Source organism: Amycolatopsis thermalba (assembly GCF_023376025.1).
Lineage (GTDB): Bacteria > Actinomycetota > Actinomycetes > Mycobacteriales > Pseudonocardiaceae > Amycolatopsis_E > Amycolatopsis_E thermalba.
Genome location: NZ_CP091196.1, coordinates 4,139,904 through 4,155,186, shown reverse-complemented (window position 1 = coordinate 4,155,186; position 15,283 = coordinate 4,139,904). Strand labels below are relative to the sequence as shown.

Genomic DNA, 15,283 nt, shown 5'->3' with positions numbered 1-15,283 from the left:
CTCACCTCCGCTCGCGGCCGGTCAACTGGGACAGGTCGAGCTTGCCGTCCAGCACCCGGCCCGCCAGCAGGCCCAGCCCGCCCAGCACGGCGACGATCAGGAACGCCCCGAACCCGCCGAACGCGGCCGCCAGGCCGAGCACGAGCCCGGTCAGCAGACCGGCGATCGTGGCGTTCATGTCACTGCACCCGCGCGGCCGCGCCGTCGCCCGGCTCGTCGTCGCCGGGCAGGTGGACGTCGTTGACGGTGATGTTGACCTCGACGACCTCCAGGCCGGTCATCTGCTCGATCGCGCCGATCGCGTTGGCCCGCACCGCCTGCGCCAGGTCGGCGATGGACACCCCGTACTCGACCACGATCTGCAGGTCCACCGCGGCCTGCTTCTCCCCGACCTCGACCGACACGCCCTGGCCGACGCTGCCGCTGGCGCCCGGGATGCGCTCGCGCAGCGCGTTGAACGCCCGCGCCGCGCCGCCGCCCAGGTCGTACACGCCCGGGATCTCCCGCGCCGCCAGCCCGGCGATCTTCTGCACCACCGTGCTCGCGATCGTGGTGGTGCCCTGGCTGGTCACCAGCGAGCTCTCCGGCGCCTTGCGCACCGCGGTGGCCTTCTCCTCGGTTCCACTGCTCATCGTTCGTCCCCTTTCCGGTTGGTGTTCCCACTTCTCCGACACCGCTGCGACGGCAACGTCACGCGCCGAACGCGGATCCGTCCACATCGGTCACCACGAGCCGGATGTCCGCGTCCGCGTACGCACTTCCCACCAGGGCCTTCGCCACCGCGTCCCCGGCCAGCCGCAGCCGCGGCGGCAGCGGCAGCGCGGTGGCGACCAGGCGCACCCGCACGAGTTCCGGGGTCAGGTCGACCGCCAGCGCGGCCGGGTTCCACGACGCCACCGGCCGCACCGCCGGCGCGGCCGGGCGCAGGCCGTCCACTTCGGACAACGCGGTCAGGATCGCCTCGACCCGCTCGGCGCGCGGGGTCATCGTTCGATGTCCAGCACGGTCACCGACACCTGACCGGGCCGCACCCCGGTGTCCCTGGTCAGCCGGGCGCGCACCTCGCGCTGCACCGCCCTGGCGACCGCGGCCGCCTGCGCCCCGGCGCGGGTGGCGATGCCCACCCACACCTCGACGTCGTCCCCGGCGCGCCGGACGCTCACCCCGTCCGCGGGCGCCGGCGTGAGCCCCTTGACCTGCTGCCACCGGGTGCGGCCCCAGCCGCGCACCAGCCCCGCCACACCCGGCTCCAGCCGGGCCACGCCCGGCACCGACCGCGCGGCGTGCGCGGCCACCGACGCCACCACAGCGTCCTCGACGATCCACTCGACGTGCACCAGTTCCCCCTCTCACCGGTCGTAGAAGTCGTCGACCGTCAGATCCAGCCGCACCAGCCGCACCCCGATCCCGGACGAGCACGCGGCGCCGACCCGGTCCCGCAGCCGCGTCAGCACGTCGGCGAGGTCGTCGCGGTAGGCGATGGCGATCGTCAGCTCGGCCTCGATCCGCGTCCGCCCGTCGGCGTCCAGCCCGGCCGTGGTGACCCGGCAGCGGCGGGCGCGGACGCCGTCCATCTCGTCGGCGGCGAACCGCAGCACGGCCGCGACCGCCTGCTCGCTCACCTCGAGCGTGCCGGGCTCCGGCGCGGACAGCGGCACCATGCCGCGGTGGCGCCGCACGTCGGCGCGGACCGCGGACATGATCCGCTCGGTCAGGTCCCGCGAGGGCTCGGTCTCCTCCGCCGCCAGCTCGCGGGTCGCCTCCCGCAGGGCGAGCAGGCTGCCGCGCGCGGTCGAGCAGTGCGGGCAGGTCAGGTCGTGGTCGGTGACCGCGTCGAGGCGGTCCCACACGTCCTCCAGCGACCGGCCGCAGGGCAGGTCGTGGGTGGTCTGGTCTAGCGCCATGGCTGCATCACCTCCGCCAGTTGCGCACGGGCTCGCGCGATGCGCCCGCGGACCGCGGTGGGCGAGGTCGACACGGCCTCCGCGATCTCCTCGTAGGACCGGCCGTGCACCTCGCGCAGCAGCCAGCAGGCCCGCTGCTCCGGCGTCAGCCCGGCCAGCGCGGTGGTCAGGGCGGCCATCTGGGCGCTCACCTCGGCGGCGCGCTCGGGCCGGGCGTCGCCGCGGCGGGTCTCGGTGTCGTCCGGGTCGACGTCGGTGACCGGACGGCGGGCGCGGATGACGTTGAGGCACCGGTTCGTGACCGACCGGTAGAGCCAGCCGACGAACGCCCGGTCGTCGGCGAGCTGCTCCAGCCGCCGCCACACGGTCAGGAACACCTCCTGCACCACGTCCTCGGCGTCCCCGGCGCTGCCCAGCATCCGCAGCGCCAGCCGGTACATGCGGCCCTGGTAGCGGCGCACCAGCTCCTCGTAGGCGCGCACGTCACCGTCGCGCGCCCGCGCGACCAGCGTCGGGTCGTCCAGGACCTCGCCGAGGTGGGTCCCGGCCGTCACCGCGTCCCGCCCATGCACAGCCTCCCCGGGTTCACACTCGCTTCAGTAGCCCAGACACCGGGCAGGGCGGAAGCTCACGCACCGGCCCGTCACGAATTCGGGTGAGGGCGGTCACCGGATTGGTGGCTGCGGTCAGAACAGCGGCCAGGGGATGGCGCGCCAGTCGTCGCCGGGTTCGGGGAACACGCCGGTCGCCACGAGCATCTCGGCGCGTTCGGCGATCGCGCTGATCTCCAGCTTCGTCAGGTGCGGCGCGAGCTGCTCGCCCAGGTCGCCGCGGATCTTCTCCGGGAGGGCGCGCAGCTTGTCCAGGGTCTCGCCGGGCAGCGGGTCGCCCACCCAGCCCCACAGCACCGTGCGCAGCTTGGGCTCGGCGTGCAGGCAGATGCCGTGGTCGACGCCGTACACGGTGCCGTCCGTGCCGACCAGGACGTGGCCGCCCTTGCGGTCGGTGTTGTTGGCGATGATGTCCAGCACCGCCAGGTCCCGCATGCCCGGGTGGTCGGCGTGCGCGAGCACCGCGGGCTCCCCGGACCGGTCGTGGGCGTGCAGCACGATGCGCCAGTCGTCCGGCACGTCCTTCGGGGACCGGACGTCGATCAGCTCCTCGTCGCCGGTCTCCACCCACAGCTGCACCATGCCCTCGCCGAACGGCCCGTCGCGCAGCACGGTCGGCGGCACCCTGCCCAGCCCGGCCGCCTCGGACAGCAGGGCGGTGGCGACCTCGCGGCCGGCCAGCGTGCCGTCCGGGAAGTCCCACAGCGGCCGCTCCCCGGACACCGGCTTGTACACCGCCTGCGCGGCGAGGCCGTCCAGCTCCACCGAGCAGAACAGGGTGACGTTGGAGGCGTCGACCAGGCGGCCTTCGACGGTCAGGCGGCCGCGGGTCAGCAACTCCCTGGCGTGAGGATCGGCGGGGCCGACCGGTGGGGCCACGTCTAGCTCTCGTCGGCCAGGTCGGTGTTGCGCCGGTAGCCGTTCTGCCGCGGGCAGATGTGGCCCTCCGGGTCCAGCGGCTCGCCGCACAGCGGGCACGGCTTGCGTCCGGCCCGCACCACCCGGTCGGCGCGCTCGGCGAACGCCCGCGCCGCGGCCGGGCTGAGGAACACGCGCACCGCGTCCGGGCCCTCCTCGGTGTCGTCGAGCACGACGGTCTCGTCGACCTCGCCCTCCGTCATCGCGAGCAGCTCGATCACGACCGCGCTGGTTTCGGCGTCCCAGCCCAGGCCCATCGTGCCGACCCGGAACTCCTCCTCGACCGGCACCTCGAGCGGATCGACGTCGACGAGGTCGTCGGGCACGGTCTCGGGCACCTCGGCGCCGAAGCGCGCGACGATCTCCTCCAGCAGCGAGGACAGGCGTTCGGCGAGCACCTGCACCTGCTGCTTCTCGATCGTCACGCTCACCGTGCGGACGTCCTCGGTGGCCTGCAGGTAGAAAGTGCGGTCGCCCGGTTCCCCGACGGTCCCTGCGACGAACCGGTCGGGCTGGCGGAAGACGTGGATTACACGAGCCATGGCACCCCCGACCCTATGCCACTGTTTCATGATCGGCATCCGCCGCCCCCGCTTGCATCTTAGTTAGAGTGCGGCGGTGGCTGAAACCGCGCCGTACGGCACCTGGACCTCCCCCATCTCCGCCGCCGACGTCGCCGCCGCGGGCGGTGGCGCGCAGTGGCTCGACGTCGTCGGCGGCACCGTCTGGTGGGCCGAGGCCCGCCCCGCCGAGAGCGGCAGGCTGACGCTGGTCCGCGCTGGTCAGGACGGCGCGGAGGAGATGCTGCCCGCGCCGTGGAACGCGCGGAACCGGGTGCACGAGTACGGCGGGCGGCCGTGGCTGGTGATCGGCCGGACGCTGTTCTTCACCCACTGGGACGACCAGCGGGTCCACGCGCGCGACCTGGACAGCGGCGAGGTGGTTCCGGTCACACCGGAGCCGCACATGCCGCAGGGTGTCCGGTTCGGCGATCTGCGTCCCGGCCCGGACGGTGCGGTGTGGGCGGTGCGGGAGACGAGCACCGGGCCGCGGCGCACCGACATCCGCCGCGATCTGGTGTCGCTGTCCGGCGGCGAGGTCGTGTCACTAGGGGCCAGCCACCACTTCCTGACCGCGCCGCAGCTGTCCCCGGACGGGCGGCACGCGGTGTGGCTGGGCTGGGACCACCCGGACATGCCGTGGGACTCCACGCAGCTGTGCGTGGCCGAGGTGCGGCCCGGCGGGTTCGGCCCGCACCGGGTCCTCGCCGGCGGGCCGGGCGTGTCGGTCTGCCAGGTGGAGTGGGCGGACGCGGGCACGCTGCTCGCGCTGATGGACCCGGACGGCTGGTGGAACCTGCACCGGATCGGGCTCGACGGCACGACGGTGGCGCTCGCCCCGGGCGAGCGCGAGCTGGGCGGGCCGCTGTGGAAGATCGGGGCGAACTGGTTCGTGCCGCTGGGCGGCGGCCGTCACGCGGTGCTCGACTCGGGGCGGCTGGCCGTGCTCGACGAGCACGCCGGGACGGTCACGCCGGTCGCGGAGCACCTGACCAGCTGGACGGCCACGCTGGCCCGGCACGGGAACGGGGTCGCGGGCATCGCCGCCGGACCGCGCCACGAGAGCGCCGTCGTGCACGTGGACCTGGGCAGCGGCACGGTGACCGAGCTGACCGCGCCCACCCACCCGCTGCCGCCGGCGGAGTACCTGCCGGTGCCGCGGGAGCGGACGTTCCTGAGCCCGGACGGTGTGCCGATCCCGGCCTACGTCTACCCGCCCACCAACCCCGGCTTCACCGGCCCCGGCGGCGAACGCCCGCCCTACCTGGTACACGTCCACGGCGGGCCCACCGGCCGCGTGTCCGGCGACCTCGACCTGGACTTCGCCTACTTCACCAGCCGCGGCATCGGGATCGTCGCGGTCAACTACGGCGGCTCGGTCGGCTACGGCCGCGCCTACCGGGAACGGCTGCGCGAACAGTGGGGCGTGGTCGACGTGCGGGACTGCGCCGCCGTCGCCGAAGCACTGGCGGCCGAGGGCACCGCCGATCCGGCGCGGCTCGCGGTGCGCGGCGGCAGCGCGGGCGGCTACACCTCGGCGGCGTCGATGACGAGCGTGACCACCTACCGGGCGGCGACGATCAAGTACCCGATCCTCGACCTGGCCGGGTGGACCGGCGACGGCGGCGAGACCCACGACTTCGAGTCCCGCTACGTGCTCGGCCTGGTCGGGCCGCTGCCGGAGACCCGGGAACGCTACGTCGAGCGGTCCCCACTGCGGCACGCCGACCGCCTGGCCGGGCCGGTGCTGCTACTGCAGGGGCTGGAGGACCAGATCTGCCCGCCCGAGCAGGCCGACCGGTTCGTGGCCGCGCTCGCCGGCAGCGGCATCCCGCACGCCTACCTGACGTTCGAGGGCGAGCAGCACGGGTTCCGCAAGGCGGAGACGATGATCGCCGCGCTGGAGGCCGAGCTGTCCTTCTACGGGCAGGTGTTCGGCTTCCCCACGCCCGGGATGCCGGAACTGGAGCTGCGCTCGTGACGACCGTCGCCCTGGTCGCGCCCGCCGGGCCGGTCGCCCCGGAGCGGCTGGAGCGGGCGCTGGCGGTGCTCGGCTCGTGGGGACTGCGCGTGCACAACCTGGTCACGCCGGGGTCCCGGCCCTTCCGGTACCTGGCCGACACCGACGCGGCGCGGGCGAAGCTGTTCACCGAGGCGTGGCTGGACCCCGAGGTGGACGTGGTGCTCGCCGCGCGCGGCGGGTACGGCACCCAGCGGATGCTGGACCTGCTCGACTGGCCCGCGCTGCGCGGTGCCGGGCCGACGGTGTTCGCCGGGTCCAGTGACGTGACGGCCCTGCACGCGGCGATCCACGAGCACCTGGGGCTGCCGACGCTGTTCTCGCCGATGCCCGCGGGTGACTACTGGGACGAGGCGGGTGGCGAGCACCTGCGGCGGGCGTTGCTGGAGCCGGGACCGGTGACGCTGCCCGGGACCGAGGCGCTGGTGCCGGGCACCGCCCGGGGCCGGTTGACCGGCGGGAACCTGAGCCTGCTCGCCGCCGGCGTGGGCACGCCGGAGCAGGGCGGCGCGTCGGGTGGGATCGTGGTGCTGGAGGACGTGAGCGAGCCGGTGTACCGGCTGGACCGGATGCTCACCCAGTTGCTGCGGTCCGGCTGGTTCGCCGGGGTGGCCGGGATCGTGCTGGGCACCTGGACGCGGTGTGGTGATCCGGCGGATGTGCGGGCGCTGATGCTGGACCGGCTGGCGCCGCTGGGGGTGCCGGTGCTGGCGGGCGTGCCGTTCGGGCACGTCGAGGGGTCGCTCACCGTGCCGCTCGGGGTCTCGGCGGTGCTGGACACGGCCGGGCTGCGGGTGGTGACGGGTGCGGCTTGATGCGGCGGAGGCGCGGGCGCGCTTCGCGGCGGCGCGGGTGGCGCGGCTGGCGACGGTGTCCGCGGACGGGCTGCCGCACCTGGTGCCGGTGACGTTCGCGGTGTCCGGGGACGAGATCGTGTTCGCGGTCGACCACAAGCCGAAGTCGACGCACGCGTTGCGGCGGCTGGCCAACATCGCGGCCAACCCCGCGGTGAGCTTCCTCGCCGATGAGTACGACGAGGACTGGACCCGGCTGTGGTGGGCGCGGGCCGACGGCACGGCGACGGTCGAGGAGCCCGGGCCGGTGCCGCTGCTGGTGGCGAAGTACCCGCAGTACGCGGAGCGGCCGCCGGAGGGCCCGGTGGTGATCACCCGGGTGACGCGGTGGAGCGGCTGGGCAGGAACCGGCCAATCCGGCCCCGGCGCGGTGACCTGATCCCTACGATCGGCGCATGAGAACCTTGCGCGCGGCCGCGATGGTGCCGGTGTTCGTGCTGGCGGCGGCCTGCTCCAGCGAGCCGGAGACGCCGCACACCATCGTCTACGAGGTGACCGGCACCGGGCAGATCGCGTGGATCAAGTACAAGGCCGACGGGAAGACCTCCGTGCAGGAGGACGGCATCACCCCGCCGTGGACGAAGACCTTCACGCTGCCCGCCGAGGGGACCCAGCAGCTGGAGCTGCTGATCCAGCCGGCGGGCGAGCACGACCTGTCCGCCTCGATCGAGGTCGACGGGCAGCCGCTGACGAGCAGCGCGAGCGCCGCCTCCGACGGCGGCGGCACGATGTCGCTCACCGGCGAACTCGGGCACTAGGGCGTGCTGTCGGATGACCGGTGAGCGTTGATCGAGGACTTTCCGCCGGCGCGGACGGGTAGGCCCGGCGGCCGTTTCCGGATGCGCGCCACCACCATCCCCGCCACCACGGGGCTGGATTCGAACTACCCGAAATCCGGGATCGAGCCGGCTGACCATGCCACCGGCTGCTCCCGTGGTGGCCCGCCACCAAGATCCACCGGCTGGGCGGCGGCTGACCCCGCACCCAGCCCGACCGAGTGTGCGGCGATAGGCCTACTCCCGCACCATCCGCAACCACCTGCGCCGCTGGGCCATCCGCGCGGTCACTCCCGACCCCGCGGACCAGATCGAGCACCGCAACCGCCACGGATTCCGCGGCGACCGCCCACCCGCCTTCGACGCCCATCACCTGGACATAACCTTTGTCCGACTCGGCCCGGGGTGGTGCCCCGCGAGGTTGACCCGCTCGATGGTGGGACGCGATGGGCGGCATCGTGAGAATTTCAGCGATCCGCGGGGCCGCTCGGCGCGGCTCTCCTCCCGGCGAAGGCGTCGAGCGCCGCCTCCGACGGCGGCGGCACGATGTCGCTCACCGGCGAACTCGGGCACTAGCCCTTCGCGACGAAGTCCGGCACCTCGGGCTGGCGGCGCCACGCGCCGACCAGGCCGAGCGGGTCGGGGCGCAGCAGGGACGCCGCCGCGTAGACCGACAGCGCCAGGACCACCACGACGAACCACCAGTCGTACAGGGCCTGCTCGCCCGTCGGGTAGTAGGCCAGCACCAGGAACGACGCCACGGCGACCACGATCGCCAGGTGCCTGCGCCGCCACGGGAACGCCGAGGCGATCACGAAGCCCCAGGTCAGGTACCAGGGCAGGGTCGGCGGGGCGAGGATCGCGGTGGCCAGCAGCGCCATCGCCATCCGGAAGATCGCCTCGTTGCCGCCGTTCCGGGCCTTCCACCACTGCTGCACCATGAACGCCGCCAGCGTCAGCATCGCCAGCGCGCGCGCCACCGTCACGAACGGCGACTCCGGCACGGTGATCACCACGTTCACCAGCGTGTGCGCCAGCTGCCCCAGCCCGGTCGGGAAGTTCAGCCAGTTCGTCACCAGCGTCGGCGCCTGCAGGCCGGTGACCCAGCCGAGGTTGAACGAGCCGAGCGACACCCAGGTGCCGGCCACGAACACGATCCCGAACAGGCCGACCGAGATCGCGCCGGCCTGGAAGAAGTTGCGGACCCGGCTGGGGTGCGGCAGGTGGTTGGCCCACACCCACACCAGGAACGGCAGCGCGACCGCCGCGGTCGGCTTGATCAGCATGCCGATGGTGACCAGCACGATCGCGACCGCGTGCTTCCGTTCCAGCGCGGCGAGCACGCCGATGGTGAGGAAGCCGAGCATCAGCAGGTCGTTGTGCGGGCCGCCGACGAGGTGGATGACGGTCATCGGGCTGGCGACCGCGAGCCACACGGTGATCGGCAGCTTGCCGCCGAGGTGACGCACCAGCCGCGGCAGCGCCCACAGCATCATCGCCAGCCCGATCAGCAGCACCAGGCGGGTCACGATGACCCCGGCGATCACGTTGTCGCCGGTCAGCGCCACGACACCCTTGGCGATCAGCAGGAACAGCGGGCCGTAGGGCGCCGGGGTGGTCTGCCAGACCGGGTGCACGTTCTGCACGACGTCGCGCAGCACCTCGAGCTCGGCCGGGCCGTGCGCGTACGGGTCGAGCCCGTGCAGCAGCTGGGCGCCCTGCCCGAGGTAGGAGAACACGTCGCGGGTGAACAGCGGCGGCGAGATCAGCAGCGGCGCCATCCAGCACGCGGCGGCGACGAGGATCGGCCTGCTGCCGATGCGCCCGGCGAGCATGTAGCGGCCCAGCCGGACCCACGCCCACACCACGAGCGCGAACCCGCCGTAGAGCACCGCGTTGGCGAGCATCTGCCCGTGCCCGTAGCGGACCCAGGACAGCGGGCCGTGCCCGAGGACGGGGTCGCGGATCAGGATGCCGCCGGCCCCGAGCGCGCCGATGAGGAGCAGGAGACTGCCGAGGGTGCCCATCGCGATCGTGCGGTACGGGAACCGCGAGGGCACGCGCACGCGCGCGGCCGGGTGCGCCCGCGCGGGCGCCCCGGGAGCGGGGTCAGTGGTGGTCGCCATTTCGTCCACGGAGATTACACACCGTTCCCCTGCGGGTTCCCGCCGGGAACGTCATTTCCTTGACTTGCGGGCATTCAGGACGGTAAGGACTCGCGTGTCGTGCCGCCGGGCAGCGCCGCGAGCAGGGAGCGCGTGTACTGGTGCTTCGGGTCGAGCAGGACCTCCTCCACGGTGCCGACCTCGACCAGCTCGCCCCGGTACATCACGGCCACGCGGTCGGCGATGTTCCACGCCAGCCCGAGGTCGTGGGTGATGACCAGCCCGGCCAGGCCGAGTTCGCGCCGCAGCCGCAGCAGCAGCCCGAGGATCTCGCCGCGCACCGAGGCGTCCAGCGACGCGACCGGCTCGTCGGCGACGAGCACCCCGGGCCGTAGCGCGAGCGCGCCGGCGATCACCACGCGCTGCCGCTGCCCGCCGGACAGCTCGTGCGGCAGCCGGTGCAGGAAGTGCGCGGCCGGGCGCAGTTCCGCGGCCTCCAGGGCCTCGGTCACGATCTGCCGCTCGTCGCCGGGCAGGCGGTGGATGCGCGGTCCCTCGGCGACCGCCTCGTAGACGGTGTGGCGCGGGTTCAGCGCGCTGGCCGGGTCCTGCAGCACGAGCTGGACGTGCCGCCGGTAGGCCTTGAGCGCGGCGCCCGAGGCGGGCACGGGCGAACCGTCGTAGCGGACCACGCCCGAGGTGGGCTTCTGCAACCCCAGCAGCGTGCGGGCCAGGGTCGTCTTGCCGGAGCCGGACTGGCCGACCAGCGCGACGATCTCGTTGCGCCGCACCTGCAGGTCCACCCCGGCGACGGCGTCGATGCGGGCACCGCGGCGGTCGCGGAAGGTGACCCGCAGGTTCTCCGCGGCCAGCAGCACGTCCGGCGGGGGCGGGGTGTCCGGTTCCGGCGGCAGCGGCGCGGTGGTCGCGGGCGCGAACCGGGCGGCCGGGTCGCCGACGGTGGGGAACGCGGCCGCCAGCGCGCGGGTGTGCTCGTGCTCCGGCGTGCGCATCACCTCCTGCGACGGGCCTTCTTCGACGATCTCGCCGCGGTACATCACGGCGATGCGCGAGCAGGTCGCGGCGAGCACGGACAGGTCGTGGCTGATCATGACCAGCCCGAGGCCGTGCTCGGCGACCAGGCGGCTCAGCAGGTCGAGCACCTGGGCCTGCACGATCACGTCGAGCGCGGTGGTCGGCTCGTCGGCGATGATCAGGCGCGGGCGGCAGGCCAGGGCCATCGCGATCATCACGCGCTGCTTCTGCCCGCCGGACAGCTCGTGTGGATACGCCCCGGCGCGGGACGGGGGCAGGTCCACCGATTCGAGCAGTTCCGCGACCCGCGCGTCCACGTCGGCCGCGGACGGGTCGTGCAGCCGGATCGGCTCGGCGATCTGGTCGCCGATAGTGCGGACCGGGTTGAGCGCGTGCATGGCGCCCTGGAACACCACCGACGCCTTGGCCCAGCGCACCGCGCGCAGGTGTCCCCAGCGCATGGTGGTGACGTCCTCGCCGTCGAGCAGGATCTCGCCGGTGACGCGCGCGGATCTGGGCAGCAGCCGCAGCACGCTCATCGCGACCGTGGACTTGCCCGAACCGGACTCCCCGGCCACGCCGAGGGTCTCCCCCGGCGCGAGCGTCAGGTTCACACCGCGCACCGCGTCGACGTCGCGGTAGGAGACGCGCAGGTCCTTGATCTCCAGCAGGCTCACGCGTGTTCCCCCTTCAGCCGCGGGTTGAGCACCGTCTCCAGCGCGCGGCCGGCGAGGGTGAACGACAGCACGATCACCACGATCGCCAGGCCGGGCGGGATCAGGTACCACCACGCTCCGCCGGTGACCGCGCCCGAGGACAGGGCGCGTTGCAGCATCTGGCCCCACGACGGCGCGGTGGGGTCGCCGAGGCCGAGGAAGGACAGCGTGGACTCGGCGATGATCGAGTTGCCCACCACGAGGGTGGTGTTGGCCAGCACCAGCGGCAGCACCCCGGGCAGCACGTGCTTGCCGATGACGTGCAGGTGCCCGCCGCCCAGGGCGCGGGCCCGCTCGATGTAGGGGCGGGACTCGATGGTCAGGGTCTGCGCGCGCACCAGCCGGGCCGTGGTGGGCCAGGAGGTGACGCCGACCGCGACGATGATCGTCGGCACGCCGTGCGGCAGCACGGTGGACAGCGCGATCGCCAGCACCAGCGAGGGCAGCACCAGGAAGAAGTCGGTGAACCGCATCAGCAGGCCGGAGACCCAGCCGCCGAAGTGGGCGGCGGCGATGCCGACGATCGTGCCGATCAGCACCGACAGGATCGTCGCGGCGAACCCGACCAGCAGCGACACCCGCGCGCCCCACAGGGTGAGCAGCAGGACCGAGCGGCCGTCGATGTCGGTGCCGAGCGGGAACTCGCCGCTGGGCGGCTGCAAGGGCTTTCCGGCGGCGTTGACCACGTCCAGCCCGGCCGGGTCGGTGATCACCGGCGCCAGCACGGCCAGCAGCACCACCAGCACGAGCACGCCGAGGCCGGCCAGGCCGCCGCGGTCGGCGGCGAACTCGCGCCACACGGCGGCGGCCGCGGCACGGCGGCGCTGCCAGGCGATCGCGGCCGGGGCGGTCACTGGGCACGCACCCGGGGGTCGAGCACGCGGTAGAGCACCTCGGCGATCAGGTTCATCACGATGACCGAGCCGGCCATGACCACGAAGACTCCTTGCAGCAGCGGCAGGTCCGGCACCCGCAGCGCCTCGTAGGTGAGCAGTCCCAGCCCGGGCCAGGAGAACACCGTCTCGACCGTGACGGTGCCGGACACCACCAGGCCGAACTGCAGGAACACCAGCGTCACCGTGGGCAGCAGCGCGTTGGGCACCGCGTGGCGGCGGCGCACCAGGTCCTCGCGCAGGCCCTTGGCGCGGGCGGTGGTGAGGTATTCGGCGTTCATCTCGCCCAGCAGCGACGAGCGCATCACCAGCATGTACTGGGCGTAGATCACCGCGAGCAGCGTGACGCACGGCAGCGCGAGGTGGTGGGCGACGTCGAGCAGCTGCGGGAAGAACTCCGGCGAGGTGTCCGGGGAACGCATGCCGCCGCTGGGGAACACGCCCTGCGTGGCGATGAGCAGCAGCAGGCCCAGCCAGAACTGGGGCATCGACCACAGGGTCAGCGCGATGCCGGTGTGGGTGCGGTCGAACAGGCTGCCGCGCCGCCACGCCGCCCGCACGCCCAGCCACAGCCCGAGCGCGACGGCCAGCACGGTGGCGGTGCCGACGAGCAGCAGGGTCGGGCCGATCCGCTCCCCGATCAGCGCGCTCACCGGCCGGTTGTAGCCGTAGGAGGTGCCCAGGTCGCCGCGCAGCAGCCCGCCCAGGTGGTCCAGGAACTGCTGGTACAGCGGTTTGTTCACGCCGAGCCGCTCCCGCAGCTGCGCCAGCTGGTCCGGGCTGGTCGGCCGGTCCCGGGTCAGGGTGGTGACCGGGTCGCCGGGGATCATCCGGAACAGCAGGAAGCCCAGCGCGACCACGAGCAGCAGGCTGCCGATCGCGCCGCCGAGCTTGCCGAGCAGGAACCGGGCCGTGCCCGTGCCGCGGCGGGGCTCGTCGAGCTCCGCCGCGGCGGTGGAGACCGCGTTCGTCACGCCTACTCCTGGTCGTCGGCGGACTTGCGGCGCCGCCCGGCGGCGGTGCCCGCGATGGCGAGCACGATCACCACCCCGGCGCCGATGGCGATCCAGGCGCCGGCGGACAGGCCACCGGCGGCGGACGAGCCGCCTTCGGCCGGGGTCGCGCCGTAGAAGCCCCAGTAGCCGCTCTGCTCCATGATCTGGCCGGTGCCGGCGGGCTGCTTGGTGAAGCTCGCGAAGTTGTCCGACCGGTAGGCCTCGAGCACGTTGTCGTAGTCCAGCACGATGCTGGGCACCTGGTTGTAGTAGCGGGCCTGGGCCTGCTTGACCAGGTCGGCACGCTTGGCCGGGTCGAACTCGGTGCTTTCGGCGGCGTAGAGGCGGTCGAACTCGGGGTCGCAGAAGAACGCGGTGCTACTGCTGCTGCCGGCCACGGCGGGCAGGGCGGCGCAGGTCTGCTTGGACAGGATGTAGTCCGGGTCGGGGCTGGTGCCCCAGCCGGAGAAGGCCAGGTCGTAGTTGCCGTCGTTGGTGCGCTCGTCGACCTCGTTGTCGGAGACCAGCTGCTTGGTGGCCTTGATGCCGATGGCGCCGAGCCAGCTGACCACGTAGTCGGAGGCGCGCTGGGCGAAGTCCTCGCTGGCGCGGCCGAGCAGCCGCAGCTCGATCGGCTTGCCGTCCGGGCCGATGCGGGTGCCGTCGGCGCCGCGCGGGTAGCCGGCCTGGTCGAGCTGGGCGTTGGCGGCCGCCGGGTCGAAGGTGTAGCGCTCGCCCGGCGAGGGCTCCCAGTGGTAGGCCGGGAAGGAGGCGGGCACGATGCCGCCGCCGGGCTGGCCGTAGCCGCCGAGCACCTTGTCCACCAGGGTCTGCGGGTCCAGGGCGCGGGCGATGGCCTGCCGCACCCGCACGTCCTTGAGGACGGGGTTGCCGTCGCCGATCGGCTGGCGGGACAGGGTCTGGGCGCCGTGGTTGATGATCAGCTCGCGGTAGCGGCGGCCGGTCGCCTGGTTGGTGGTGATGTCCTCGGCGTTCTTCAGCGTGTCGAACTGGGTCGAGGTGAGCCGGTTGACGAAGTCGACCTCGTCGTTGCGCAGCGCGTTGACCGCGGCCTCGGAGTTCTTGTAGCTGATGAACTGCAGCTCGTCGATCTTGGCGCGGCCGCGCCAGTAGTCCGGGTTGGCCTTGAGCCGGACCAGCTCGTTCGGCCGGTACTCGGTGATCAGGAACGGGCCGTCGCCGACCCCGACCACGGGCACCGAGTCGGTGGCCGGGTCGGTCATGTTCGCCTGGTTCGCCCAGATGTGCTCGGGCACGATCGGCACGTCCAGCGCGGTCATGCTGGCCTGCGGGGTCTTGGTCCTGATGACCAGCGTGCGGTCGTCGGGGGCGGTGACCGACTCGAAGTTCTCGACGTAGGTGCCGTTGGCCTCCTGCGCGTTCTCGTCGGTCATGATCCGGGTGAACGTGTAGGCCGCGTCCCGCGCGGTGACCGGCTTGCCGTCGGACCACTTGACGCCGTCGCGGATCCGGTAGGTCCAGGTCAGCTTGTCCGGCGAGGTGGACCAGGACTCGGCCAGGCCCGGCGCGGGGGTGTTGTCCTCGGCCGAGGGCAGCGTGAGGAACTCCCAGGTCATGCGGCCGACCATCGTGCTGGAGGCGAACGAGGCGAGGAACGGGTTCAGGTGGTCGATCTCCTGCACCAGCGCCACGCGCAGCACCGTGCCGCCCTGCTGCTGCGCGTGGGCGGCCGGCACGAACGGGCCGGTCACCAGCGCCGCGGCGGCCACCGCCGCACCCACGCGCGTTCGTCTCGGGAAACGCATCCCCACAGGTCCCCACCTCTCTGGCTGATTGTGGAACCGGAAAGTAACCACTTCCAAGCACGCCGAGTCAACGACTCACGGGTGGTGTTGCCGAGCCGTGACGTAAGGT

The 15,283-nt window shown here is 73.2% G+C and carries 17 protein-coding genes; 4 read left to right on the top strand and 13 right to left on the bottom strand.

Translation table 11 applies throughout. The features are described from left to right. Window position 1: 1 nt before the first annotated feature. The 8 genes from L1857_RS19990 to L1857_RS19955 form a co-directional block, all read right to left on the bottom strand. Window positions 2-178 carry a hypothetical protein gene (locus L1857_RS19990; protein ID WP_094003008.1) on the bottom strand — a complete coding sequence of 59 codons (177 nt, stop codon included), beginning with the start codon at window positions 176-178 and terminating at the stop codon, window positions 2-4. Window position 179: 1 nt separating this feature from the next. Continuing rightward, window positions 180-632: an Asp23/Gls24 family envelope stress response protein gene (locus L1857_RS19985; RefSeq protein WP_116109228.1), complete on the bottom strand. Its 453-nt coding sequence runs from the start codon at window positions 630-632 to the stop codon at window positions 180-182. Between the two features lie 58 nt (window positions 633-690). After that, window positions 691-987 carry a hypothetical protein gene (locus L1857_RS19980; protein WP_094003010.1) on the bottom strand — a complete coding sequence of 99 codons (297 nt, stop codon included), beginning with the start codon at window positions 985-987 and terminating at the stop codon, window positions 691-693. Next, window positions 984-1,337 (bottom strand): Asp23/Gls24 family envelope stress response protein, encoded by a 354-nt coding sequence (locus tag L1857_RS19975; protein ID WP_094003011.1) that lies wholly within the window; start codon window positions 1,335-1,337, stop codon window positions 984-986. Before L1857_RS19975 ends, L1857_RS19980 begins: the two co-directional genes overlap by 4 nt. A gap of 12 nt (window positions 1,338-1,349) precedes the next feature. Continuing rightward, window positions 1,350-1,904, bottom strand: a complete 555-nt coding sequence (locus L1857_RS19970; RefSeq protein ID WP_116109230.1) for an Asp23/Gls24 family envelope stress response protein — start codon at window positions 1,902-1,904, stop codon at window positions 1,350-1,352. Next, window positions 1,895-2,458, bottom strand: a complete 564-nt coding sequence (locus L1857_RS19965) for an RNA polymerase sigma factor (protein ID WP_094003013.1) — start codon at window positions 2,456-2,458, stop codon at window positions 1,895-1,897. Before L1857_RS19965 ends, L1857_RS19970 begins: the two co-directional genes overlap by 10 nt. A gap of 132 nt (window positions 2,459-2,590) precedes the next feature. After that, window positions 2,591-3,394, bottom strand: coding sequence for an SCO1664 family protein (locus tag L1857_RS19960; RefSeq protein WP_338024585.1), 804 nt, complete (start codon window positions 3,392-3,394; stop codon window positions 2,591-2,593). Window positions 3,395-3,396: 2 nt separating this feature from the next. Then, entirely contained in the window at window positions 3,397-3,975 is a 579-nt protein-coding gene (locus tag L1857_RS19955; RefSeq protein ID WP_020417938.1) for a DUF3090 domain-containing protein, read from the bottom strand. A gap of 76 nt (window positions 3,976-4,051) precedes the next feature. Here L1857_RS19955 and L1857_RS19950 point away from each other — a divergent pair, with 76 nt between their 5' ends. The 4 genes from L1857_RS19950 to L1857_RS19935 are packed head-to-tail and all read left to right on the top strand — an operon-like array spanning window position 4,052 to window position 7,625. Beyond that, a complete protein-coding gene (locus L1857_RS19950) occupies window positions 4,052-5,974 on the top strand; it encodes a prolyl oligopeptidase family serine peptidase (protein ID WP_249465856.1) in 1,923 nt (640 codons plus the stop codon). Next, the gene (locus L1857_RS19945) at window positions 5,971-6,828 is read left to right on the top strand and encodes a S66 peptidase family protein (protein ID WP_116109237.1); all 858 of its coding nucleotides are present in this window, start codon (window positions 5,971-5,973) and stop codon (window positions 6,826-6,828) included. The genes L1857_RS19950 and L1857_RS19945 overlap by 4 nt, the downstream gene beginning before the upstream one ends. Next, window positions 6,818-7,246: a TIGR03668 family PPOX class F420-dependent oxidoreductase gene (locus L1857_RS19940; RefSeq protein WP_094003017.1), complete on the top strand. Its 429-nt coding sequence runs from the start codon at window positions 6,818-6,820 to the stop codon at window positions 7,244-7,246. The genes L1857_RS19945 and L1857_RS19940 overlap by 11 nt, the downstream gene beginning before the upstream one ends. Before the next feature lie 16 nt (window positions 7,247-7,262). Beyond that, a complete protein-coding gene (locus L1857_RS19935) occupies window positions 7,263-7,625 on the top strand; it encodes a hypothetical protein (protein ID WP_143266126.1) in 363 nt (120 codons plus the stop codon). Between the two features lie 590 nt (window positions 7,626-8,215). On the opposite strand, the gene mptB is transcribed toward L1857_RS19935, so the two are convergent. From mptB to L1857_RS19910, 5 genes are all read right to left on the bottom strand, one after another. After that, window positions 8,216-9,769, bottom strand: coding sequence for a polyprenol phosphomannose-dependent alpha 1,6 mannosyltransferase MptB (gene mptB, locus L1857_RS19930; RefSeq protein ID WP_249465853.1), 1,554 nt, complete (start codon window positions 9,767-9,769; stop codon window positions 8,216-8,218). A gap of 74 nt (window positions 9,770-9,843) precedes the next feature. Beyond that, window positions 9,844-11,460, bottom strand: a complete 1,617-nt coding sequence (gene nikE, locus L1857_RS19925; RefSeq protein WP_249465850.1) for a nickel ABC transporter ATP-binding protein NikE — start codon at window positions 11,458-11,460, stop codon at window positions 9,844-9,846. Further along, window positions 11,457-12,353, bottom strand: coding sequence for an ABC transporter permease (locus L1857_RS19920; RefSeq protein ID WP_094003020.1), 897 nt, complete (start codon window positions 12,351-12,353; stop codon window positions 11,457-11,459). Before L1857_RS19920 ends, nikE begins: the two co-directional genes overlap by 4 nt. Then, entirely contained in the window at window positions 12,350-13,366 is a 1,017-nt protein-coding gene (locus L1857_RS19915) for an ABC transporter permease (protein ID WP_249465848.1), read from the bottom strand. The genes L1857_RS19920 and L1857_RS19915 overlap by 4 nt, the downstream gene beginning before the upstream one ends. Window positions 13,367-13,368: 2 nt before the next feature. After that, window positions 13,369-15,150 (bottom strand): ABC transporter substrate-binding protein, encoded by a 1,782-nt coding sequence (locus tag L1857_RS19910; RefSeq protein WP_094003022.1) that lies wholly within the window; start codon window positions 15,148-15,150, stop codon window positions 13,369-13,371. Window positions 15,151-15,283: the final 133 nt, after the last annotated feature.